The sequence below is a fragment of the Microbulbifer maximicatervae (SeqCode) genome, assembly GCF_052467615.1.
In genome coordinates, this window is sequence record NZ_CP174319.1 from 4869349 (window position 1) to 4886895 (window position 17547).

10 protein-coding genes are annotated in these 17547 nt (G+C 52.3%); 9 read left to right on the plus strand and 1 reads right to left on the minus strand.

The features are described from left to right. The first annotated feature begins 85 nt into the window (after positions 1 to 85). The 3 genes from ACJJIM_RS21570 to ACJJIM_RS21580 all read left to right on the plus strand — a co-directional run bounded on the left by ACJJIM_RS21570 (position 86) and on the right by ACJJIM_RS21580 (position 9148). Positions 86 to 2227: a methyl-accepting chemotaxis protein gene (locus ACJJIM_RS21570; RefSeq protein ID WP_444911940.1), complete on the plus strand. Its 2142-nt coding sequence runs from the start codon at positions 86 to 88 to the stop codon at positions 2225 to 2227. A 139-nt stretch (positions 2228 to 2366) separates the two neighbouring features. Beyond that, entirely contained in the window at positions 2367 to 8633 is a 6267-nt protein-coding gene (locus tag ACJJIM_RS21575; protein WP_444911941.1) for an Hpt domain-containing protein, read from the plus strand. A 35-nt stretch (positions 8634 to 8668) separates the two neighbouring features. Further along, complete coding sequence (locus ACJJIM_RS21580; RefSeq protein WP_413664076.1) at positions 8669 to 9148, plus strand: chemotaxis protein CheW; 480 nt, start codon at positions 8669 to 8671, stop codon at positions 9146 to 9148. 66 nt (positions 9149 to 9214) lie between these two features. Here the strand turns inward: ACJJIM_RS21580 and ACJJIM_RS21585 are convergent, their stop codons facing one another. Continuing rightward, positions 9215 to 11875, minus strand: coding sequence for a penicillin-binding protein 1A (locus ACJJIM_RS21585; protein WP_444911942.1), 2661 nt, complete (start codon positions 11873 to 11875; stop codon positions 9215 to 9217). Positions 11876 to 12023: 148 nt separating this feature from the next. On the opposite strand from ACJJIM_RS21585, the gene ACJJIM_RS21590 reads away from it, so the two are divergent. Genes ACJJIM_RS21590 through aroK form a run of 6 tightly spaced genes read left to right on the plus strand, consistent with a single transcriptional unit; the run spans position 12024 to position 17531 of the window. Continuing rightward, on the plus strand, positions 12024 to 13100 hold the full coding sequence (locus ACJJIM_RS21590) for a pilus assembly protein PilM (RefSeq protein ID WP_413664078.1): 1077 nt from the start codon (positions 12024 to 12026) through the stop codon (positions 13098 to 13100). Between the two features lies 1 nt (position 13101). After that, positions 13102 to 13677 (plus strand): PilN domain-containing protein, encoded by a 576-nt coding sequence (locus ACJJIM_RS21595; RefSeq protein ID WP_413664079.1) that lies wholly within the window; start codon positions 13102 to 13104, stop codon positions 13675 to 13677. A gap of 11 nt (positions 13678 to 13688) precedes the next feature. Next, a complete protein-coding gene (locus tag ACJJIM_RS21600; RefSeq protein ID WP_413664080.1) occupies positions 13689 to 14306 on the plus strand; it encodes a type 4a pilus biogenesis protein PilO in 618 nt (205 codons plus the stop codon). Next, positions 14303 to 14833, plus strand: coding sequence for a pilus assembly protein PilP (locus tag ACJJIM_RS21605; protein ID WP_413664081.1), 531 nt, complete (start codon positions 14303 to 14305; stop codon positions 14831 to 14833). Before ACJJIM_RS21600 ends, ACJJIM_RS21605 begins: the two co-directional genes overlap by 4 nt. Continuing rightward, positions 14833 to 17010: a type IV pilus secretin PilQ gene (pilQ, locus tag ACJJIM_RS21610; RefSeq protein WP_413664082.1), complete on the plus strand. Its 2178-nt coding sequence runs from the start codon at positions 14833 to 14835 to the stop codon at positions 17008 to 17010. The genes ACJJIM_RS21605 and pilQ overlap by 1 nt, the downstream gene beginning before the upstream one ends. After that, positions 17010 to 17531, plus strand: a complete 522-nt coding sequence (gene aroK / locus ACJJIM_RS21615; RefSeq protein WP_444913413.1) for a shikimate kinase AroK — start codon at positions 17010 to 17012, stop codon at positions 17529 to 17531. The genes pilQ and aroK overlap by 1 nt, the downstream gene beginning before the upstream one ends. Positions 17532 to 17547: the final 16 nt, after the last annotated feature.

Sequence of the window (17547 nt, forward strand, 5' to 3'; positions counted from 1 at the left end):
ACTGACTGAGGGGTCTTGTCATTAAAGCGTTAAAACTAAAGTGGTATTAAACCGGCCTAATGCAATGGCCCGCTAGGAGTAAATTATGAAACCAGGCTCCCAGAGTTCCTTTTCCGCGCTGCGCAGTAATCCTGCCGCGCTGGTATTAGGTCTACTGGTACTCGCCACGCTGGCGGGGCTTATTGTCAGTATTTATTTGGTACAGACTCGAGACGAGCAGGATAAAGAGTACCTGCAGCAAGTCGCCGAGTTGCGGGCCCTTTCCTATCAGGTAGTTTCCTATGCGCCGGCGGCAACCGCAGGCGATAGTGAGGCCTTTACCGAGCTGGAAAATGTTACCGAAGAAATGGCTAATGCCTGGAACCAGCTTCAGCGAATGGATGACAATAGTCGCCGCGCCCTGGGTGCTCAGCTGTCTGCTTACGATCAGGTTTGGCGCAGCTTGCGCGAGCAGGTCGACACGATTATCGGCAACCAGGAAACCATCGTATTTCTTAACGATATCGCTTCAACGCTGAGTGACTCGCTTCCGGAATTACAGGCGGAGCACAACAATATTGTAGAAATTCTGCTGGCTAACAACGCCCCGGCAAATCAGGTGGAGCAGGCCCAGTTGCAGGTATGGCGTGCGGAGCGTATTGGTCGAAATATCGATAAAATGCTCCAAGGTGGCGATGATGCCGAAGCCGCCGCTGACCAGTTTAATACCGACGCCAGTCTTTTCGGTAAGGTGGTTGACGGTATGAAGAGCGGCGATGTGGTGATGGGGATTTCCCGTATTACCGATGAAGAGGCTCGCCACTCATTGGATGAAATTACTGAGCTGTTCGGCTTCGTAAGCACCTCCGTACGGGATATCTTCGAAGCAACTCCAGCCCTGTTTGCTACCCGCCAGGCCTCTGACGGCATTATCGCGTCATCTCCCCAGCTGATCGAAGCATTGAGTACGCTGAATGACCGAATCGTAAACCTTTCAGATGATCGCCAGCCCAACAACTTGACCATTGCTGCACTGGCTTTGGTCTTCGTTTTGTTGATCTTCGGTATGATGGCGATGGCATTCTCCGGTACCCGCCGAAACCTGAAAAAAGAGGAAGATACCAACGAGCGTAACCAGCACGCGATTATGCAGTTGCTGGACGAGCTGGCCGACCTCGCCGACGGTGATTTGACCACCTCTGCAACGGTAACCGAAGCCTTTACTGGTGCCATTGCCGACTCCATTAACTTTACTATTGACCAGCTGCGTGTGCTGGTATCGCGGATTAATGGTGCTGCACAGGAAGTATCTGGCTTGTCCCAGGAAACCCAGCAGACTGCACTGCACTTGGCCGAGGCCTCTGAGCACCAGGCACAGGAAATTGCCGGAGCTTCTGCCGCGGTTAACGAAATGGCGGTCACCATTGACCAGGTATCTGCCAACGCCTCCGAATCTGCCCAGGTAGCCGAGCGCTCGGTACATATCGCAAGTAATGGCGCCAAGGTGGTACAGAACACCATCAAAGGCATGGATAACATCCGCGAGCAGATTCAGGATACTTCCAAGCGAATTAAGCGCCTGGGTGAATCCTCCCAGGAAATTGGCGATATCGTAAGTTTGATTAACGACATTGCTGACCAGACCAACATTCTTGCATTGAATGCCGCGATCCAGGCGAGCATGGCCGGTGATGCCGGTCGAGGCTTCGCGGTGGTTGCGGATGAGGTACAGCGACTTGCGGAGCGCTCTGCAGCTGCAACCAAGCAGATCGAAGGCCTGGTAAAAGCGATTCAGTCCGATACCAACGAGGCGGTAATCTCCATGGAACAAACCACCAGTGAGGTGGTACGTGGAGCTCGTCTGGCCCAGGATGCGGGTGTTGCACTGGAAGAAATTGAAAATGTATCCAACAACCTGGCAACGTTGATTCAGAACATTTCTAACGCTGCACGTCAGCAGGCTTCGTCTGCAGGCCACATCTCCAACACGATGAACGTGATTCAGGAAATTACCTCGCAGACCTCTGCGGGTACCCAAGCTACCGCCCAGTCCATTGGTAACCTGGCGCAGACCGCGAGTGCACTGCGCGAATCCGTTGCCGGCTTCAAACTTCCGCAAGAGGAAAGTGTTGAAAGCAACAGCGAGCTGTATGACGTGGAATTGCCGGAAATGGATACAGATACTTTCGCTATTGAAGGTGAAGATACTCATTCATTGGAGTCCCGCGAAGACCGGGCCCTGGCCTAACCCACACAATAATGCCCGGCCATTATGAAAGTTGGCCGGGCGCAAAAGGGGCGCACGGAATTGCTTCCGATAAATCCGCGGGTTTTTCTCGCAGAAAACTGTAGCGCTTGAGTACTGAATAAATTATTGGGGACTTGGCGTGAGTCACGACAATCCGAACTTCATGGCCTTGGATTGGCTGATCGGTGAAATTAACGAGACTTTGGCACAAGCGCGCCAATTTCTTGAGACGTTCGCTGTAGAACCCGATGCGGGTGCCTCTCTTCTGCAAAACAGCTTGTCGCTAGTGCACCAGGTGCACGGTAGCTTGCATATGGCACAGCTCAGTGGTGCCGCGATGTTAGCAGAAGAGATGGAGCAACTTATCCAGGCCCTCGCCACTGGTGCGGTTGAAAATACCGACGAGACGCGCGAATTTTTGATGCGTGCATTGCTGGAGTTGCCCCTTTATCTCGAAAAGGTTTCTTTTCAGCGTCGTGATAATGCCGTTCTCTTACTTCCCCTGATGAATGACTTGCGCGCAGTGCGCCGCGAGCGATTGATCAGTGAAGGAGCACTTTTCTCGCCAGAATTGTCTTCATTGGCAACGGTGATTGGAAAGCGCCAGCCCCTCGTCGCCGATAGCGCCCGCCTAAATGACCTGGTCACCAAGTTGCGCAAGATGTATCACGTTGCGGCTGCGGGTCTGATCCGGGATGTAAACAGCGGCGAAAGCCTGGCTTACCTCACCAAGATTATTGAAAAAATGCAGCTGCTCTACAGTGGCAGCTGTCGCCAATCCCTCTGGGAAGTACTGTTCGGTATTTTGGAGGCGCTCGGCGAACACCGTATTAATGTGCAGCCCGCACTGCGCCATTTACTGCGCAAGGTGGATATTGAATTCAGGTTGTTGCAGGGGCGTGGCGCAAAGGTATTGGACGCGCGCCTGGATCAGGACTTTCTGCGCAACCTACTTTTTTATGTCTACCTCGCCGGTCCGAATGGGCCGCACTGCGAGAAACTCTACCAGCGCTTCGCACTAGATAAGGCGGTTCCCGGTACGCCTCGCCCGGATACTGAAGATGTATTGGCGATGGGGCCAGAAGCCCTGGGCAGTGCAATTGCTGCAGTGCGCGATGAACTGCAATTGGTGCGTGAAGCACTGGAGCCCAGTACAACCGATACAGAGCAACCCTCGCTGTCAGATACGGCCGCTGTGGCCAAGCGCCTCGCGGATACACTCGGTATTTTGGGATTGGAAGCGCAGCGGGTTCGCGCTCGCAGTGTCTACGAAGACCTTCGCGACGCCTCCCGTGGTACTGACGTTGAAGAGTACCTGATGCGTGCCGCCGGGGAATTGGTTCAGCTTGATTCAGCGCTTGCCGCCACCGTCGATCGCAATAAAAAAGTCGACGATGAGCAGCCCATTATGGGCGACGCCACTGACTCTGTATTACGCGAGGCCAGACTCGGTCTGGAAGCGGTAAAAGAAGCGGTCATGGAGTATGTGGCCAGCCATTGGGATATCAGTTACCTGAGTCGTGTGCCACAGCGTTTACAGGAAGTCTGTGGTGGTCTCGAAATGGTGGGTTACCAGCGAGCGGGTGAAATCATCTCCGCTTGCAACCGCTATATTGGCAGCTCCCTGATTGAGGCTGGAGAACAGCCCGAATGGACAATGCTGGATACTCTGGCAGATGCCATTACCAGTGTTGAATACTACCTGGAGCGTCGTGCGGAAGGTCTGGCTGATGCAGAAATGCTTTTGGCACTGGCTGAAGATAGCGTAGAGGCTTTAGGCGTTTCGCTGAAGATCGCCGACGAGAATGAGGCCGACGCCAGTCTCGAAGTGTCCTCGGTATCAGAACCCGAACTGCCAGATCCTATTGATTACGATTTAATCCCCGATGGCGAAGCCACTGCGGTTTCTGACGAATCTCTGGACTCTCAAGCTGAAATAAGTGCGGAAGAGTCATCTGCCATAACTTTGCAGCTGCCTGTCGATGAAGCAGATTCTGTTGTGGAGTCCGAGCTGGAAATCGATGGAGAGTCTGCTCCGGAGGAGTCTTGGTTCTCTGATGGGGCTCCTCAGGTTGAAGCTGCTCCGGTACTTGAAGTTGAAACTGGGATAGAGGCTCCTGAAGCTGAGGAAGCGCCTGCTGAGATTGCTGACTTCATTGAAGCTGCACCGATGGTAGAGTCTGTTGAGGTTGAGCCGGTTGCTGCAGTTGCAGAGGTCGCGGACACGGCGGAGGAACTCGGTGATGACACTGAGAGCCTGATTGATGATGAAATTATCGAGATCTTCCTGGAAGAAGCCGGGGAAGTTCTTGCGCATATCAGTTGCTACTTTCCGGAGTGGGTTGCCAATTTTGCCAATCAGGATGCCCTGGTAGAGTTTCGCCGGGGCTTCCATACCCTGAAGGGGTCGGGCCGTATGGTCGAGGCCCTGGATATCGGTGAGCTGGCCTGGTCTGTGGAGAATATGCTCAACCGGGTTATCGATGGCAGTGTGAAGCCCGGGCCTGCCCATGTGTACCTGATTGAGCAGGTGTATCAGAAGTTACCCTCAATGATTGAGGCGTTTAAACACGGACAGAGCGACCCCGATCAGCAGCTTACCCTGCAGTTACAAGCTTGGGCTGAGCAGCTGAGTGCGGGAGAGATGCCCGCTGATCTGGAAGCCCAAAGTGCAGGCGGTGTCGCGGCAGTTGACGCTGTTGAGGACACCGGAGAAGACCTGGCTCAACTCTGGGAAATTTTTGCCCAGGAGGCAGAGACGCACCTCAATGTCGTAGATGAGTATCTGCAGGATATGCAGGCTGCCGCGCCTTTGTATGGTGTTCCCAGCGATCCAATGCACCGGGCACTCCACACACTAAAAGGCTCCGCACATATGGCGGAAGTCAAAGTGGTTGCCGAAATTATGGCGCCACTGGAGCGCTTCGCTAAAGAGCTGCGTATTTATCAGGTGCCTATCGATGCAGATATTTTTGATCTGATCAATGATAGCGCCACCTATGTGCGTGAAGTGCTGGAACAGATTCGCTCTTCAGAGCCTCTCGCAATAGAGAAATCGGAACAGTTTCTTGCTCGCGTTGCTGAATTGCAGGAGCGCTCTGTAGGTCACTTGATTCGCGAGCGTGAGGCGAATGAACCTCGCGCGGTCGATCCCCAGCTTCTCGAAGTCTTGATGGCTGATGGCATGCGGGTGCTGCTTGATGCAGACCAAATGCTGACTGAGTGGCGCGCCGACCCGGCAGATAAAAGTCGTGTTGTATTGGTCGCTGACGAACTCAATGTTCTGCAGGAGGCGGCCAGCCGGGCGCAGTTGCCGATCCTGGCCGAGCTCGCTGAGCTGTTGCTGAATGTTTATCGCAAAGTCCTTGCTGGTGACCTTGAGCAGGAGCCCGCACTATGGGCCTCTCTTGAGCAGGGACACAACGAGTTGCTCGATTTAATCGATGCAGTAGCAGCAGCACAAGACCTCCCTGAAGTCAGCGAAGCTGTGGAAGAGGCGCTTCGCTACCTGGCTCAGGGTGAGGAAACCAGTTCATCAGCAGAAGATGACTACGACCTCGATGAACTGGGAATCGATAGCGAAGCACTGGCTATTGCCGAGCCTGAAGAGCAGGCGCCGGAGCCCACGGAAGTAACCGAGCTTCTGGTTTCAGAAACATCCCCTGATGAGTGGATTGAGCCACCTGTATTACAGGTGTCGCACGACGGGGAATCTCTCGATGGCGAGGCTGAGGATTCGGAAATCCCTCAATTGCAGGCCATAGAAGTTGAGGCCGCCGTTGAGGACGTTTCTCAATTTGAAGAACCCTTCTCTGCACCTGATGTTGAACCTGCTGGCGACCTGGCTATCGAGCAACCGGGTAGCGAGGTGTCATCACAGGATTCCGCTCAATCAGTCGATTTACAGAAGTTGTTGGCAGACATTGACCCGGATGTTGTCGATGTCTTTATGGAGGAGGCGGGAGATCTTACCGATGAGCTGGAGGAACTGATCCAGAGTTGGGAAGAGGAGCCGGAAGGCCGCGAGCAAGGTGAGGCCCTGAAGCGTGTATTGCACACCTTTAAAGGTGGTGCACGTATGGCTGGCCTAATGGGGTTGGGTGAAGTAGCTCACCGTTTTGAAACGGTGATCGAAGGCATGCGCGACAACGATCGGCCCTCCGCAGATTTCTTCGCCAATGCCCATGGTATCCACGATCGTCTCGCCGATGGAGTAGAGACAGTTCGCGCCTGGATGGCTGGTGAACAGCTTGATGCTTTTGTACAGCTGGTCAGCACCGATTGGGCGGATCAGAAGCCGGCTAACTCGGCAGCTGCAGAAGCAGTGATTGAATCTGAAGTTTCAGACGAACAACCTCAAGAAACTGTTCTCGTAGCGGATGCGGAACAAGATGATGAAGTCACTGCGGCCGAGAGTACTCAGCCGGATGCTGATGTAGTTGCTACGCAGCTGCCCGAGATCGCTGTAGGTCAGGAAAGCGATAACGTTTTGCCGTTTATCCGCAAGGCCGGTAATGCAGAGCAGGAGGTAGCGGCACCGACCCGGAACCAGCCCCAGGAGATGGTGCGTGTCGCTGCTGAACTTCTGGAGGAGTTGGTAAACCTCGCCGGTGAGACTGCAATTTCCCGTGGTCGTCTTGAAGAGCAGATGAGTGAGTTCGGTCTCGCCCTAGACGAGATGGATGTGACGCTGGTGCGTCTCAACGAACAGCTGCGCCGCCTGGACCGCGAGACCGAGGCTCAGATCCTGTTCCGCCAGGAGCAGTTGGCAGAACAGGACGGCGACTTCGATCCGCTGGAAATGGACCGTTACTCGTCTATTCAGCAGTTATCCCGTTCCCTGCTGGAATCCACATCTGACTTGATGGAGCTGCGCTCCACTCTGAATAACAAGGCGCGGGATACAGAGACCCTGTTGCTTCAGCAGTCCCGAGTAAATACCGAATTGCAGGAAGGTCTGATGCGCAGCCGCATGGTACCTTTCTCCCGTCTGGTACCGCGCCTGCGTCGCATCGTGCGCCAAGTAAGTGCTGAGCTGGGCAAGCAGGTCGAGTTGGGATTCTCCAACGTTGAAGGCGAGCTGGACCGGTCCATGTTGGAGCGTATGGTTGCACCACTGGAGCATATGCTGCGCAACGCTGTGGACCACGGCATTGAAATGCCAGAGGAGCGTTTGGCTGCCGGCAAGTCTGAGCGTGGGCGTATCGATGTGGCGCTGAAAAGGGAGGGCAGTGAAGTTGTCCTCACCATCCGCGATGATGGTGCCGGTGTCAATTTGATCCGGGTGCGTGAAAAGGCGGTGGAAAATGGCCTGATGAGGCCGGATGCTGAGCTCTCGAATAATGAGATTCTTCAGTTCATTCTGCAGGCCGGTTTTACCACTGCAGAAAAAGTTACCCAGATCTCTGGCCGGGGTGTGGGAATGGACGTTGTATCCGCCGAGCTGAAGCAGATCGGTGGCAGCGTCCATATCAACTCAGAGGCAGGCGCAGGAACAGAATTTGTCGTTCGTCTGCCGTTCACAGTTTCGGTTAACCGCGCTTTGATGGTGCGAATTGGCGATGACCTGTTTGCACTGCCGCTGAATACTATCGAAGGTATTGTGCGCCTCAGCCCATTTGAGCTGGAGCACTACTATCGCTCAGATGATGCGCGTTTCGAATACGCTGGAGAACTCTATCAGGTTAGCTATTTCGGTACTCTGCTGAAGTCTGGCGCCCAACCTAAGCTCAGTGTCGATGATATGCAACTGCCCGTGCTGTTGGTGCGCTCTGAAGGGCACGCTATGGCGTTACAGGTGGATGCCATTAAGGGCAGTCGCGAGATTGTAGTGAAAAGCCTCGGCCCGCAGTTCTCCGGGGTTCAAGGGGTATCAGGTGCAACAGTAACTGGTGATGGTAGCGTCGTGGTGATTCTCGACGCTCACGCCCTGCTGCGTCGCCAGGCCACCCAGCTGGCAAGGCCGGAAGTGCCGCAGCTTCAAATTCAGGAAGAGCCTGAAGTGCAGTCCGAGCAGGAGGCGCGCCAGCAGACCGTTATGGTTGTGGACGACTCGGTTACGGTACGCAAGGTAACGACGCGCTTCCTGGAGCGAGAGGGCTATCTGGTTAGCACTGCAAAGGATGGTCAGGATGCTGTTATCCAGCTGCAGGATAAGATCCCCGATCTGATCTTGCTGGATATTGAGATGCCGCGCATGGATGGCTTCGAAGTTGCCCGCCATATTCGCTCCAGCAGCCGCCTGCGGGATATTCCTATCGTAATGATCACCTCGCGTACCGGTAATAAGCACCGCGATCACGCTATGTCCCTGGGAGTTAACCACTACCTGGGTAAGCCTTACCAGGAAGATGTACTGTTGGCGGCTATTCGTGAGTACGCGGATGCCGAAGCTGTAGGAAGCTGAAACGGCAAATATCAGGAATAATATAGAGATAGGCAATGAGTGAAGTTGAAGCGCTGCCGGTAGATGTCCCTCAGGAAGTGAGCAGCCTGTTATTGCCCCTTGAACAGGGGCAGCTGCTGGTGCCGGTGGACAGCCTCTCAGAGGTTGTTGCAATGCAAACGCCGATGGCAGTTCAAGATGTGCCCGAATGGTATTTGGGAGATCTGATCTGGCGGGAACAGCGCCTGCCAGTGGTATCTTTTGAAGTGATGCGTGGCGGTGCCTTGGGAGCAGTTGCAGAAGAGGGGCGTATTGCGGTGCTGAGCACGGGAAATCCCGATGGCGAGCTGCCGTATTTTGCATTGCTCTTGCGCGGCACTCCGCGCCTGGTGCGGGTTACCCCTGAGGAGTTAGCGCTGCGAGAGCAGCCACTAAACCCTGGAGAGTTAATGCATGTGGCGCTTTCTGGTGAGGAGGCGGTTATTCCCGACCTGCAGGGATTAGAGCGGGCCTGCCTGCGCTATCGCAGTGACTGACTTGTTTTGCAGTGTATTATCAAAAAAGGGGCCTGAGGCCCCTTTTTTTTTGATTGGGCTGTTCGTTTAGAACAGCTCTTCCGGTAAAGAATCCTCCCGGCTATCCTGGCTGGGCATATCCATATCTTCATCGGTGTAGCGATTGCGATATGGGTTATACACTTCGCGGCCGGGCACCCGGTTGGTCCTGAATATCTCAAACATGCCCCCGTAAGAGGTGCGCAAGCCATTTTGAGGGTTGATGCGTACCGTAACTATGCCATCTGGTTGAGCCAGGTGGCGCTCGGGAAGACCTTCGAGGGCACTGCTCATAAAATCGATCCAGATAGGCAGGGCGGCTGAGCCACCGTATTCATTTTTACCCAGTTCGCCATAGGAATCGAAGCCAACCCAGGCACTGGTAGCCAGGTAGGGGCTATAACCCGAGAACCACGCATCCCGTGGACCATTGGTGGTACCGGTCTTTCCGGCAATATCACCGCGCTTCATCGCCAGAGCGCGGCGCCCGGTACCCTTTTTGATAACATCTTTAAGCATTGAATCCATTATGTATGCCGTCTCTGCAGACATGGCTCGCGGAGCGCGAGGACGCGCTTGGCTCTTGCTTGGGTCGAGGGGGCCAACGGGCAGTACGTGTAGCTCCGCAGGCTCTTCACCCTGATCGACCCCTTGCCCTTCCAGCTGTAATTCCGCGAGATCGACGGGTTCAGCGGACAGGGTTTCAGAGCCGGTGCCCGGCTCGGGACAGTTATCGCATACCGTGAGAGGCAGTGCCTGGTACAGGACTTCGCCATTAACATCCAATACCCGGTCAACCAGGTAGGGCTCCACTCGGTAGCCACCATTGGCGAAGGCGGCATAGCCTCGCACCATCTCCAGGGGCGTGAGAGCGGAGCTACCCAGAGCAATGGTCAGGTTGCGGGCGAGCTTGCTGCGCTCAAACCCAAAGCCTTCGACAAAGCCAAGGGCGTAGTCCAACCCGAGGGATTGTAGCAACCGGATTGAGACCATATTGCGGGACTTGTACAAAGCCATACGCAGGCGGGTTGGGCCGAGGAAGGTCCCCCCGTCATTCTCAGGCCGCCATACATCTTGCAGGTTGGTTTCCTCAAAGATAATCGGGGCATCATTGATAATGCTCGCCGCTGTATATCCGCGCTCGATCGCCGAGGCGTAAATAAAGGGCTTGAAACTGGAGCCGGGTTGCCTGGCAGCCTGAGTGGCCCGATTGAAGTGGCTCTGGCGGAAGTCATAACCACCGACAAGGGCGCGGATAGCCCCATCTTCCGGCTCAATAGATACCAGGGCGCCCTGTGCTTCCGGGACCTGGGCTAGAACCCACTCCTCGGTCACCTGGGGTTCAGCAGGCTCGGTATCACCGCTCTCGGGATCCGCAAATGGATCGGCGTTAAGAGGCTCATCTACAGCGGTGGCGATCATCTCGCTACTGGAGTTGCTCCCTTTCTTTTCCTTAACGACCTTGCGCAGCCGAATAACATCTCCGGGAGCAAACATTTTTTCAGCGGACTGAAGGCGGGCGCCTCGGGCGCTCTCAGAAATATAGGGCCTGATAGAACTGAGCCCATTGCTCCAAGGCAATTCAATTACGCGCCGATCTCTCAGTTGAACCTGAAGTTTCTTGGGTTCTACTGCAGTGACAACGCCGGGCTCCAAACCGCCGAGAATCGGAATCTCGTTGAGTAAATCGATAAGTTGGTCGCTATCTTGCAGCAATTCCGGTGCAAGACGCTGTTCTGGGCCACGATAGCCGTGGCGCGCATCGTAGGTTTCCAGACCGTGCTGAAGCGCATTGCGAGCCGACTCCTGCAGGCGACTGTCTACCGTTGTTATGACCTGGTAGCCATCGGTATAAGCGTTGTCGCCAAAGAGGTCTACTGCCTCTTTCCGTGCCATCTCGGCAATATAGGGTGCATCCAGGTCGAGGTCGCGGCTGTGATAGCTGGCTGTTACTGGCGCAGTAATAGATTGGTTATATTGATCCTGATTGATATAGCCAAGGTCGAGCATCCGCATCAGGATCCAGTTGCGGCGTACCAGGGCTCGGGAGGGGTTGGCGAGAGGGTTGAAGGTCGATGGCGCTTTGGGAAGCCCCGCCATCATAGCCCACTGGGCCAGATTGAGGTCCTTGATATCTTTGCCGTAATACACCTGGGCTGCAGCCTGGAAACCGTAGGCGCGGTTTCCGAGGAAGATCTTATTGATGTATAGGGCGAGGATCTCGTCCTTGGTCAGCTCTTGCTCAATTTGCAGTGATAGCAAAATTTCATTGAACTTGCGCACAAAACGCTGTTCTCGGCTGAGAAAGAAGTTGCGCGCCACCTGCATTGTCAGTGTACTACCACCAGACTGGATAGAACCGGTCTTAATCAGCTGCGAGGCGGCCCGCATCAAACCTTTGATGGAGACACCATTGTGGGAGTAAAAGCTGGCATCCTCAGCGGCAAGAATCGCTTTGATAAAGGGTTCTGGCGTTTGCTCGATCGTGATAGGGTTGCGCCGCTTTTCACCGAACTCACCGATCAGTTTCATATCCCGTGAGTAGACCCTCAGAGGGGTCTGTAAGCGGATATCGCGGAGGCTCTCCACTGAGGGCAACCCCGGTTTGAGGTAGAGGTAGATACTGGCTAGGGCCATTGCTGTAGCGGCCACACCGGCAAGGCCGAGCCAAAGCAGTGCGAGCAGACGATTGCGGGCTTTTACGGTCATGAAACTGCTTCTGTGTACTTCATCAAAGTGATTAGGTGAATAATTATACGAATATTGTGCGCTATTACCTATGCAAATGCAGGTTGAAGCGTTAATTTAAAGTGCTATAACATCAAACCCTCATAACCCACGGAAAAGATAAGAAAAAATGGGAATTTTCCCTTTTCTGAGCAAAGGCCCCAAGGCCATGTTGGGACTCGATATTAGCTCTACTGCAGTCAAGTTGCTGGAGCTAAGTCGCAACGGCGACAAATATCGTGTCGAAAGTTATGCCGTGGAACCTCTACCACCCAATGCCGTAGTTGATAAGAATATCAACGATGTGGGGGCGACGGCTGAGGCTATCCGCAAAGTTGTACGACGCTCCAAGACGCGCTTACGCGAAGCTGCCGTTGCTGTGTCTGGATCAGCGGTGATCACCAAGACCCTCGAAATGCCGGCGGACCTCACTGAGGAAGCATTGGAAGCCCAGATCGCAATCGAGGCTGACCAGTATATTCCTTATCCGCTTGAAGAAGTCAGCCTGGACTTTGAGGTGCAGGGGCCTTCCGAGAAGGGGGAAGGTCAAATGGAGGTCCTGCTTGCGGCTTGCCGCACAGAAAACATTGAACAGCGGATCTCTGCGTTGGGTGAGGCCGAACTGGAACCCGGTGTGGTGGATGTTGAGGCTTACGCAATAGAGCGAACTTACACATTGCTGGAAGATCAGCTCCCTCCTCAAGAGCAACTAGTCGTAGCCGTTATTGATATCGGAGCGACGATGAGTGCCCTGTCAGTTCTTGTGGATGGCAAAACAGTGTATACCCGCGAACAACTCTTTGGGGGGCGTCAGCTCACCGACGAGATACAGCGTCGCTATGGGCTCTCAGTAGAAGAAGCTACTCTGGCGAAACGCCAGGGAGGTAGTGGCTTACCAGATGACTATTTTGCTGAAGTGTTGGAGCCTTTCAGAGACGCGGTAGTTCAACAGGTAACCCGTTCTTTACAATTCTTTTATTCCTCTACCTCATATAGTGATGTGGACCATATCCTTCTCGGCGGTGGAGTTGCGGCGATGGAAGGAATTGGTGAACTTGTTAGTGAAAAGCTGGGTCGACCGACATTGATTGCTAATCCATTTCACAAAATGAGTGTGTCTTCACGGGTTAATCGCCAGGCTTTGGCAAATGAAGCCCCTTCACTAATGATTGCCACAGGGTTGGCGATGAGGGAGAAGGACTACTGATATGGCAAAGATTAACCTTCTGCCTTGGCGTCAGGAATATCGTGCACAAAAGCAAAAAGAATTTCAGCAAATAATGGTAGTCGTTATTTTTGCTGTGGCTGCCGCCGTTTTTGGCTGGATGAAAACAGTTGATAAGCAAATAATCTATCAAAATGACGGCAATCAAATCCTGAAAAACAGGATAAGTGAGTTGGACATCCAGGTAAAAGAAATTAAAAACCTGAAAAAACGCCGGCAGGAATTGATTGATCGTATGCGGGTGATCCAGGAGTTACAGGGTAACAGGCCGCTTGCTGTGCGTTACTTTGATGAGTTAGTTCAGGCTACGCCTGAAGGTGTGTGGCTCAGCTCTATGGAGCGAGTGGGCAATAAGTTATCCCTGTCAGGTGTGGCAGAATCTAATAATCGGGTTTCTTCTTTTATGCGAAATCTGGATCAATCTGATTGGTACGAGTCTCCAGCTTTAGCAGGGGTTACTGCTAGTCCGCGACATGGCGAACAAGCGAGTGCTTTCGAGTTGACGGTTAATGTCACAGGTAGAAAGCAGGAAGATGACCAAGGCGCTGCAAAAAAATAAGGGACCGCACCATGGCACTGGCAGATACGCTGAAGCAGATCAATGAGCTTGACCTCAATGATATCGATTTTTCCCGTATGGGAATTTGGCCCTTACCTGGGCGCATAGCCCTGCTGGTTGTTATTTCGGCAATCATTGTTGGACTTGGTTATCACTTTTTAATTAGTGATCGATATCAGCAGCTTGAGCTGGCTGAGAGTAAAGAGCAGCAGCTGTTTTCGCAGTTTGAAGTGAAGCAAGAGCAGGCCCACAACCTAGAGGCCTATAGAGCTCAATTAGAGGAAATGAATCAAACTTTTGGTGCATTGCTTAAGCAGCTACCCAAAGACACCGAAGTTCCTGGTTTACTCGAAGATATTGATGAGTATGGACGGGGAAGTGGCTTAACGATAAGTGATATTGACTTGCAACAGGAGCGGGTTGGTGAATTTTACGTAGAGTTACCGATCCAGATATTCGTTAAAGGTGGGTATCATGAATTTGGTGCTTTTGTGAGTGGTATTGCTGGTATGCCCCGAATAGTGACTTTGCATGATTTTAAGATAGTAAATGATAAAGAAGGCGGTTTGCTCAGTATGACAATTAACGCCAAGACCTATCGCTATAAAGATCAAGGTGAAGAGGGATGATTAAGTACCTCTCGGTTGCAGTTGCTCTGCTATCAATTGTCGGGTGTGAATTAAACTCAGATCACAGTGAGTTGCGTAAGCGAATGGCTGAAGTGGAACGTAGGCCGAAAGGTCAAATTGAGCCGATACCGACATTTACTCCTTACAGCCCCTATGTTTATGTTGCCACTGCCCAGCGAAGCCCCTTTACCAAGCCAGTTCTTGAGTCCGAACAGCGTATAGTGGGACGCAGGTTAGATGTTGCTCCAGATTTAACTCGTCAGCGAGAGCTACTGGAGGGCGTTAATATTGATGTGCTATCTATGGTTGGTAGCTTGTCGCGTGATGGACAGATTTGGGCTCTGATAGACGATGGCGCAGGCGGAATTCATCGCATAACTGTTGGCAATTATCTCGGAAAAAATCATGGCCGAGTAGTGAATGCCACTGATGCACAGCTCGATATTTTAGAAATTATACCGGATGGCACCGGAGGCTGGATTGAACGGCCGCGGGCTCTGGCGTTGGAAGAGAGGGACAACGGATAATGAACAATAAACAGTTCGCCTTTTTAATGACTCGATTCCAGCTGATGCTGCTGGGTTTGTTGTTATTTCCAATTGCGTCGAATGCTCAGGTAAGCCAGCTCAATGACATTCAATTTGCTGAGCTGCCTGGTAGTCGGGTTCAGCTTCGTCTTACCTTCAGTGATACACCTCCAGAACCAACGGGTTACACAATAGAGCAACCCGCGCGAATAGTTTTAGATTTTGCTGGAGTAGAAAGTGTGCTTCCGCAAAAGAAATACTCTCTAGGCATTGGAGCCGCGCGGAGTGCTGTCATTGTGTCCAGCGAAGACCGCACACGCCTTATTGTTAATCTAGATGAATTACCAGTGTACTCTAGTGAGCGTCAAGGTAATCAGCTGGTAATGGAGATAGGAGCAGATTCTTCTGAAGGTGAAGCTAGTGTTGCTGCGGCTCCGCAACATGACGCTGGCATGAGCTTGGGCGGTGACAAACAGTTCCGAGCGTCAGGGAGTGTGGCTGTAAATAATGTTGATTTTCGCCGTGGTGAAGAGGGTGAAGGCAAGGTAATAGTCAGTCTCACAGACCCTGCAGTAAATATTGATGTTGAGCGTACAAACGGAAAAATCTATTTGACTTTCCTTGGGGCTGAACTGCCCGAGTCTTTACGCCAAAGGCTGGATGTTACAGATTTCGCGACTCCTGTTAGCTCAATTACTGTAGATTATGATGGGCGCAACACTGTTATTTCAGTTGATCCAAGCGATGTTGAGTACGATTACTTGGCATATCAGGCGGACACCGAATATGTATTAAGTGTTAAGCCGCTCTCTGCTCAAGAAATTCGTGAAAAAGAGAAAGAGTTTCAGTTTGATGGTAAGAAGCTTTCGCTCAATTTTCAGGATATCGAAGTTCGCTCAGTACTGCAGGTAATTGCCGACTTTACCGACCTTAATTTAGTGGCCAGTGATACTGTTGAAGGTCGTATTACACTTCGATTAGATGGTGTACCTTGGGACCAAGCATTAGCCCTTATTCTTAAGGCTAAAGGCTTGGATAAGCGCCAGGAAGGCAGTGTCATTATGGTTGCGCCAGCGGCTGAGATCGCTGAACGAGAGCGCCAGGAGCTTGAAACCCGAAAGCAGTTAGAGGAATTGGCTCCGCTGCGAACGGAATACATTAGTGTCCGCTACGCTGACGCAGGGGAGTTGTTTGAACTCTTCTCTGGGGGACAGAGCGGAGGTGCTGGCCAAGGTGGATTTGCGGGAGGTGGTAGTAGTGGAAACTCAAACACTCCTACAATGCTTTCTGCCCGTGGTAGTGCAATTGTGGATGAACGCACTAATACAATTATCTTGACGGATACTGAAGATAAAATTGTACAGTTTAGAGCATTAATTGAGGCAATTGATATCCCGATCCGGCAAGTGATGATCGAGGCGCGAATTGTAACTGCTACTAGTGACTTCCAGAAAGAACTAGGTGTTCAGTGGGATTATGCTGATCTTACCGAAATTGGTGATGGTACTTATGGCCTAACCTCGGCGAGTAACTGGTTGGAAGAAGACACTTCCCTGGCAGAGCTAAGTACTGAATTTGACCCAATGTTGGTTGATCTTGGAGTCACTAACCCAGCCGGTAGTCTTGCCTATCATATTTTGAAGGATAACTTCTTCCTTGGCTTGGAATTATCCGCCTTAGAGGATAGTGGACTCGCAGAAGTTGTTTCCCAGCCAAAAGTTGTTACCGGCGATAAACAGGAAGCCACGATACAATCTGGTGTCGAGATTCCTTATCAGGAAACCACTTCTTCTGGAGCTGCTTCTATTACCTTCCGAGAGGCGGTATTGGAGTTGAATGTGACCCCTCAAATTACTCCAGACAATAACATTATTATGTCTCTAAATATTGAGCAGAATAGTGTGGGTGAGTATGTAAGTGTGGGGGCTGGTCAGGTTCCCTCTATTAATATCAACACACTGGTGACCAAAGTATTGGTACGCAATGGTGAAACAATTGTTCTAGGTGGTATTTTTGAAGGTACCGCTGTAGAGAGTGAAACCAAAGTTCCCTTGCTGGGCGATATTCCTTATATCGGTAATTTGTTTAAGCAGACTATACGCACAGACGATAAACGTGAGATCCTGATGTTTATCACACCGCGTATTCTTGAAGATGAGGCTTTTTACTCTAAGTGATCACCCGCTCTATTTTCCTGGTCGGCCCCATGGGGGCCGGCAAGTCTACTATCGGCAGGTTGTTGGCAGCGCAATTGCAGCTGCCTTTTGCCGATACCGACAAAGTGCTGGAAGAGCGCACTGGTGCGGATATTCCCTGGATTTTTGATGTGGAAGGCGAAGCGGGATTTCGCCGCCGTGAGACTGAAATATTGGAAGAGCTCTGCCAGGGTGAGTGCCAGGTTATTGGTACCGGTGGTGGAATAGTTTTGCTCGAGGAGAATCGACGCCAGCTACAAAAATATGGCCATGTAGTTTATTTGCAGGCCAATATCGATCAGCTTCTGGAACGCACTTCAAAGAATACCAATCGCCCGTTGCTTCGTGTACCCAACCCCCGTCAGCGTATTGCGGAAATTTTGCAGGAACGCGAGCCTCTGTATCGTGAGGTTGCAGATATTATTTGCGACACCAATGACCTCTCCCCCAAACAAGCATCCCTCCTGGTCACAGAACACTTAGGCAGCCTGCTGTCCGATTAGTCCCAAGCGTCTGTGC

Coding starts and splice junctions, on each gene's coding strand:
- ACJJIM_RS21570 (WP_444911940.1), top strand. CDS start 86: ATGAAACCAGGCTCCCAGAGTTCCTTTTCCGCGCTGCGCAGTAATCCT.
- ACJJIM_RS21580 (WP_413664076.1), top strand. CDS start 8,669: ATGAGTGAAGTTGAAGCGCTGCCGGTAGATGTCCCTCAGGAAGTGAGC.
- ACJJIM_RS21585 (WP_444911942.1), bottom strand. CDS start 11,875: ATGACCGTAAAAGCCCGCAATCGTCTGCTCGCACTGCTTTGGCTCGGC.
- ACJJIM_RS21590 (WP_413664078.1), top strand. CDS start 12,024: ATGGGAATTTTCCCTTTTCTGAGCAAAGGCCCCAAGGCCATGTTGGGA.
- ACJJIM_RS21595 (WP_413664079.1), top strand. CDS start 13,102: ATGGCAAAGATTAACCTTCTGCCTTGGCGTCAGGAATATCGTGCACAA.
- ACJJIM_RS21600 (WP_413664080.1), top strand. CDS start 13,689: ATGGCACTGGCAGATACGCTGAAGCAGATCAATGAGCTTGACCTCAAT.
- ACJJIM_RS21605 (WP_413664081.1), top strand. CDS start 14,303: ATGATTAAGTACCTCTCGGTTGCAGTTGCTCTGCTATCAATTGTCGGG.
- pilQ (WP_413664082.1), top strand. CDS start 14,833: ATGAACAATAAACAGTTCGCCTTTTTAATGACTCGATTCCAGCTGATG.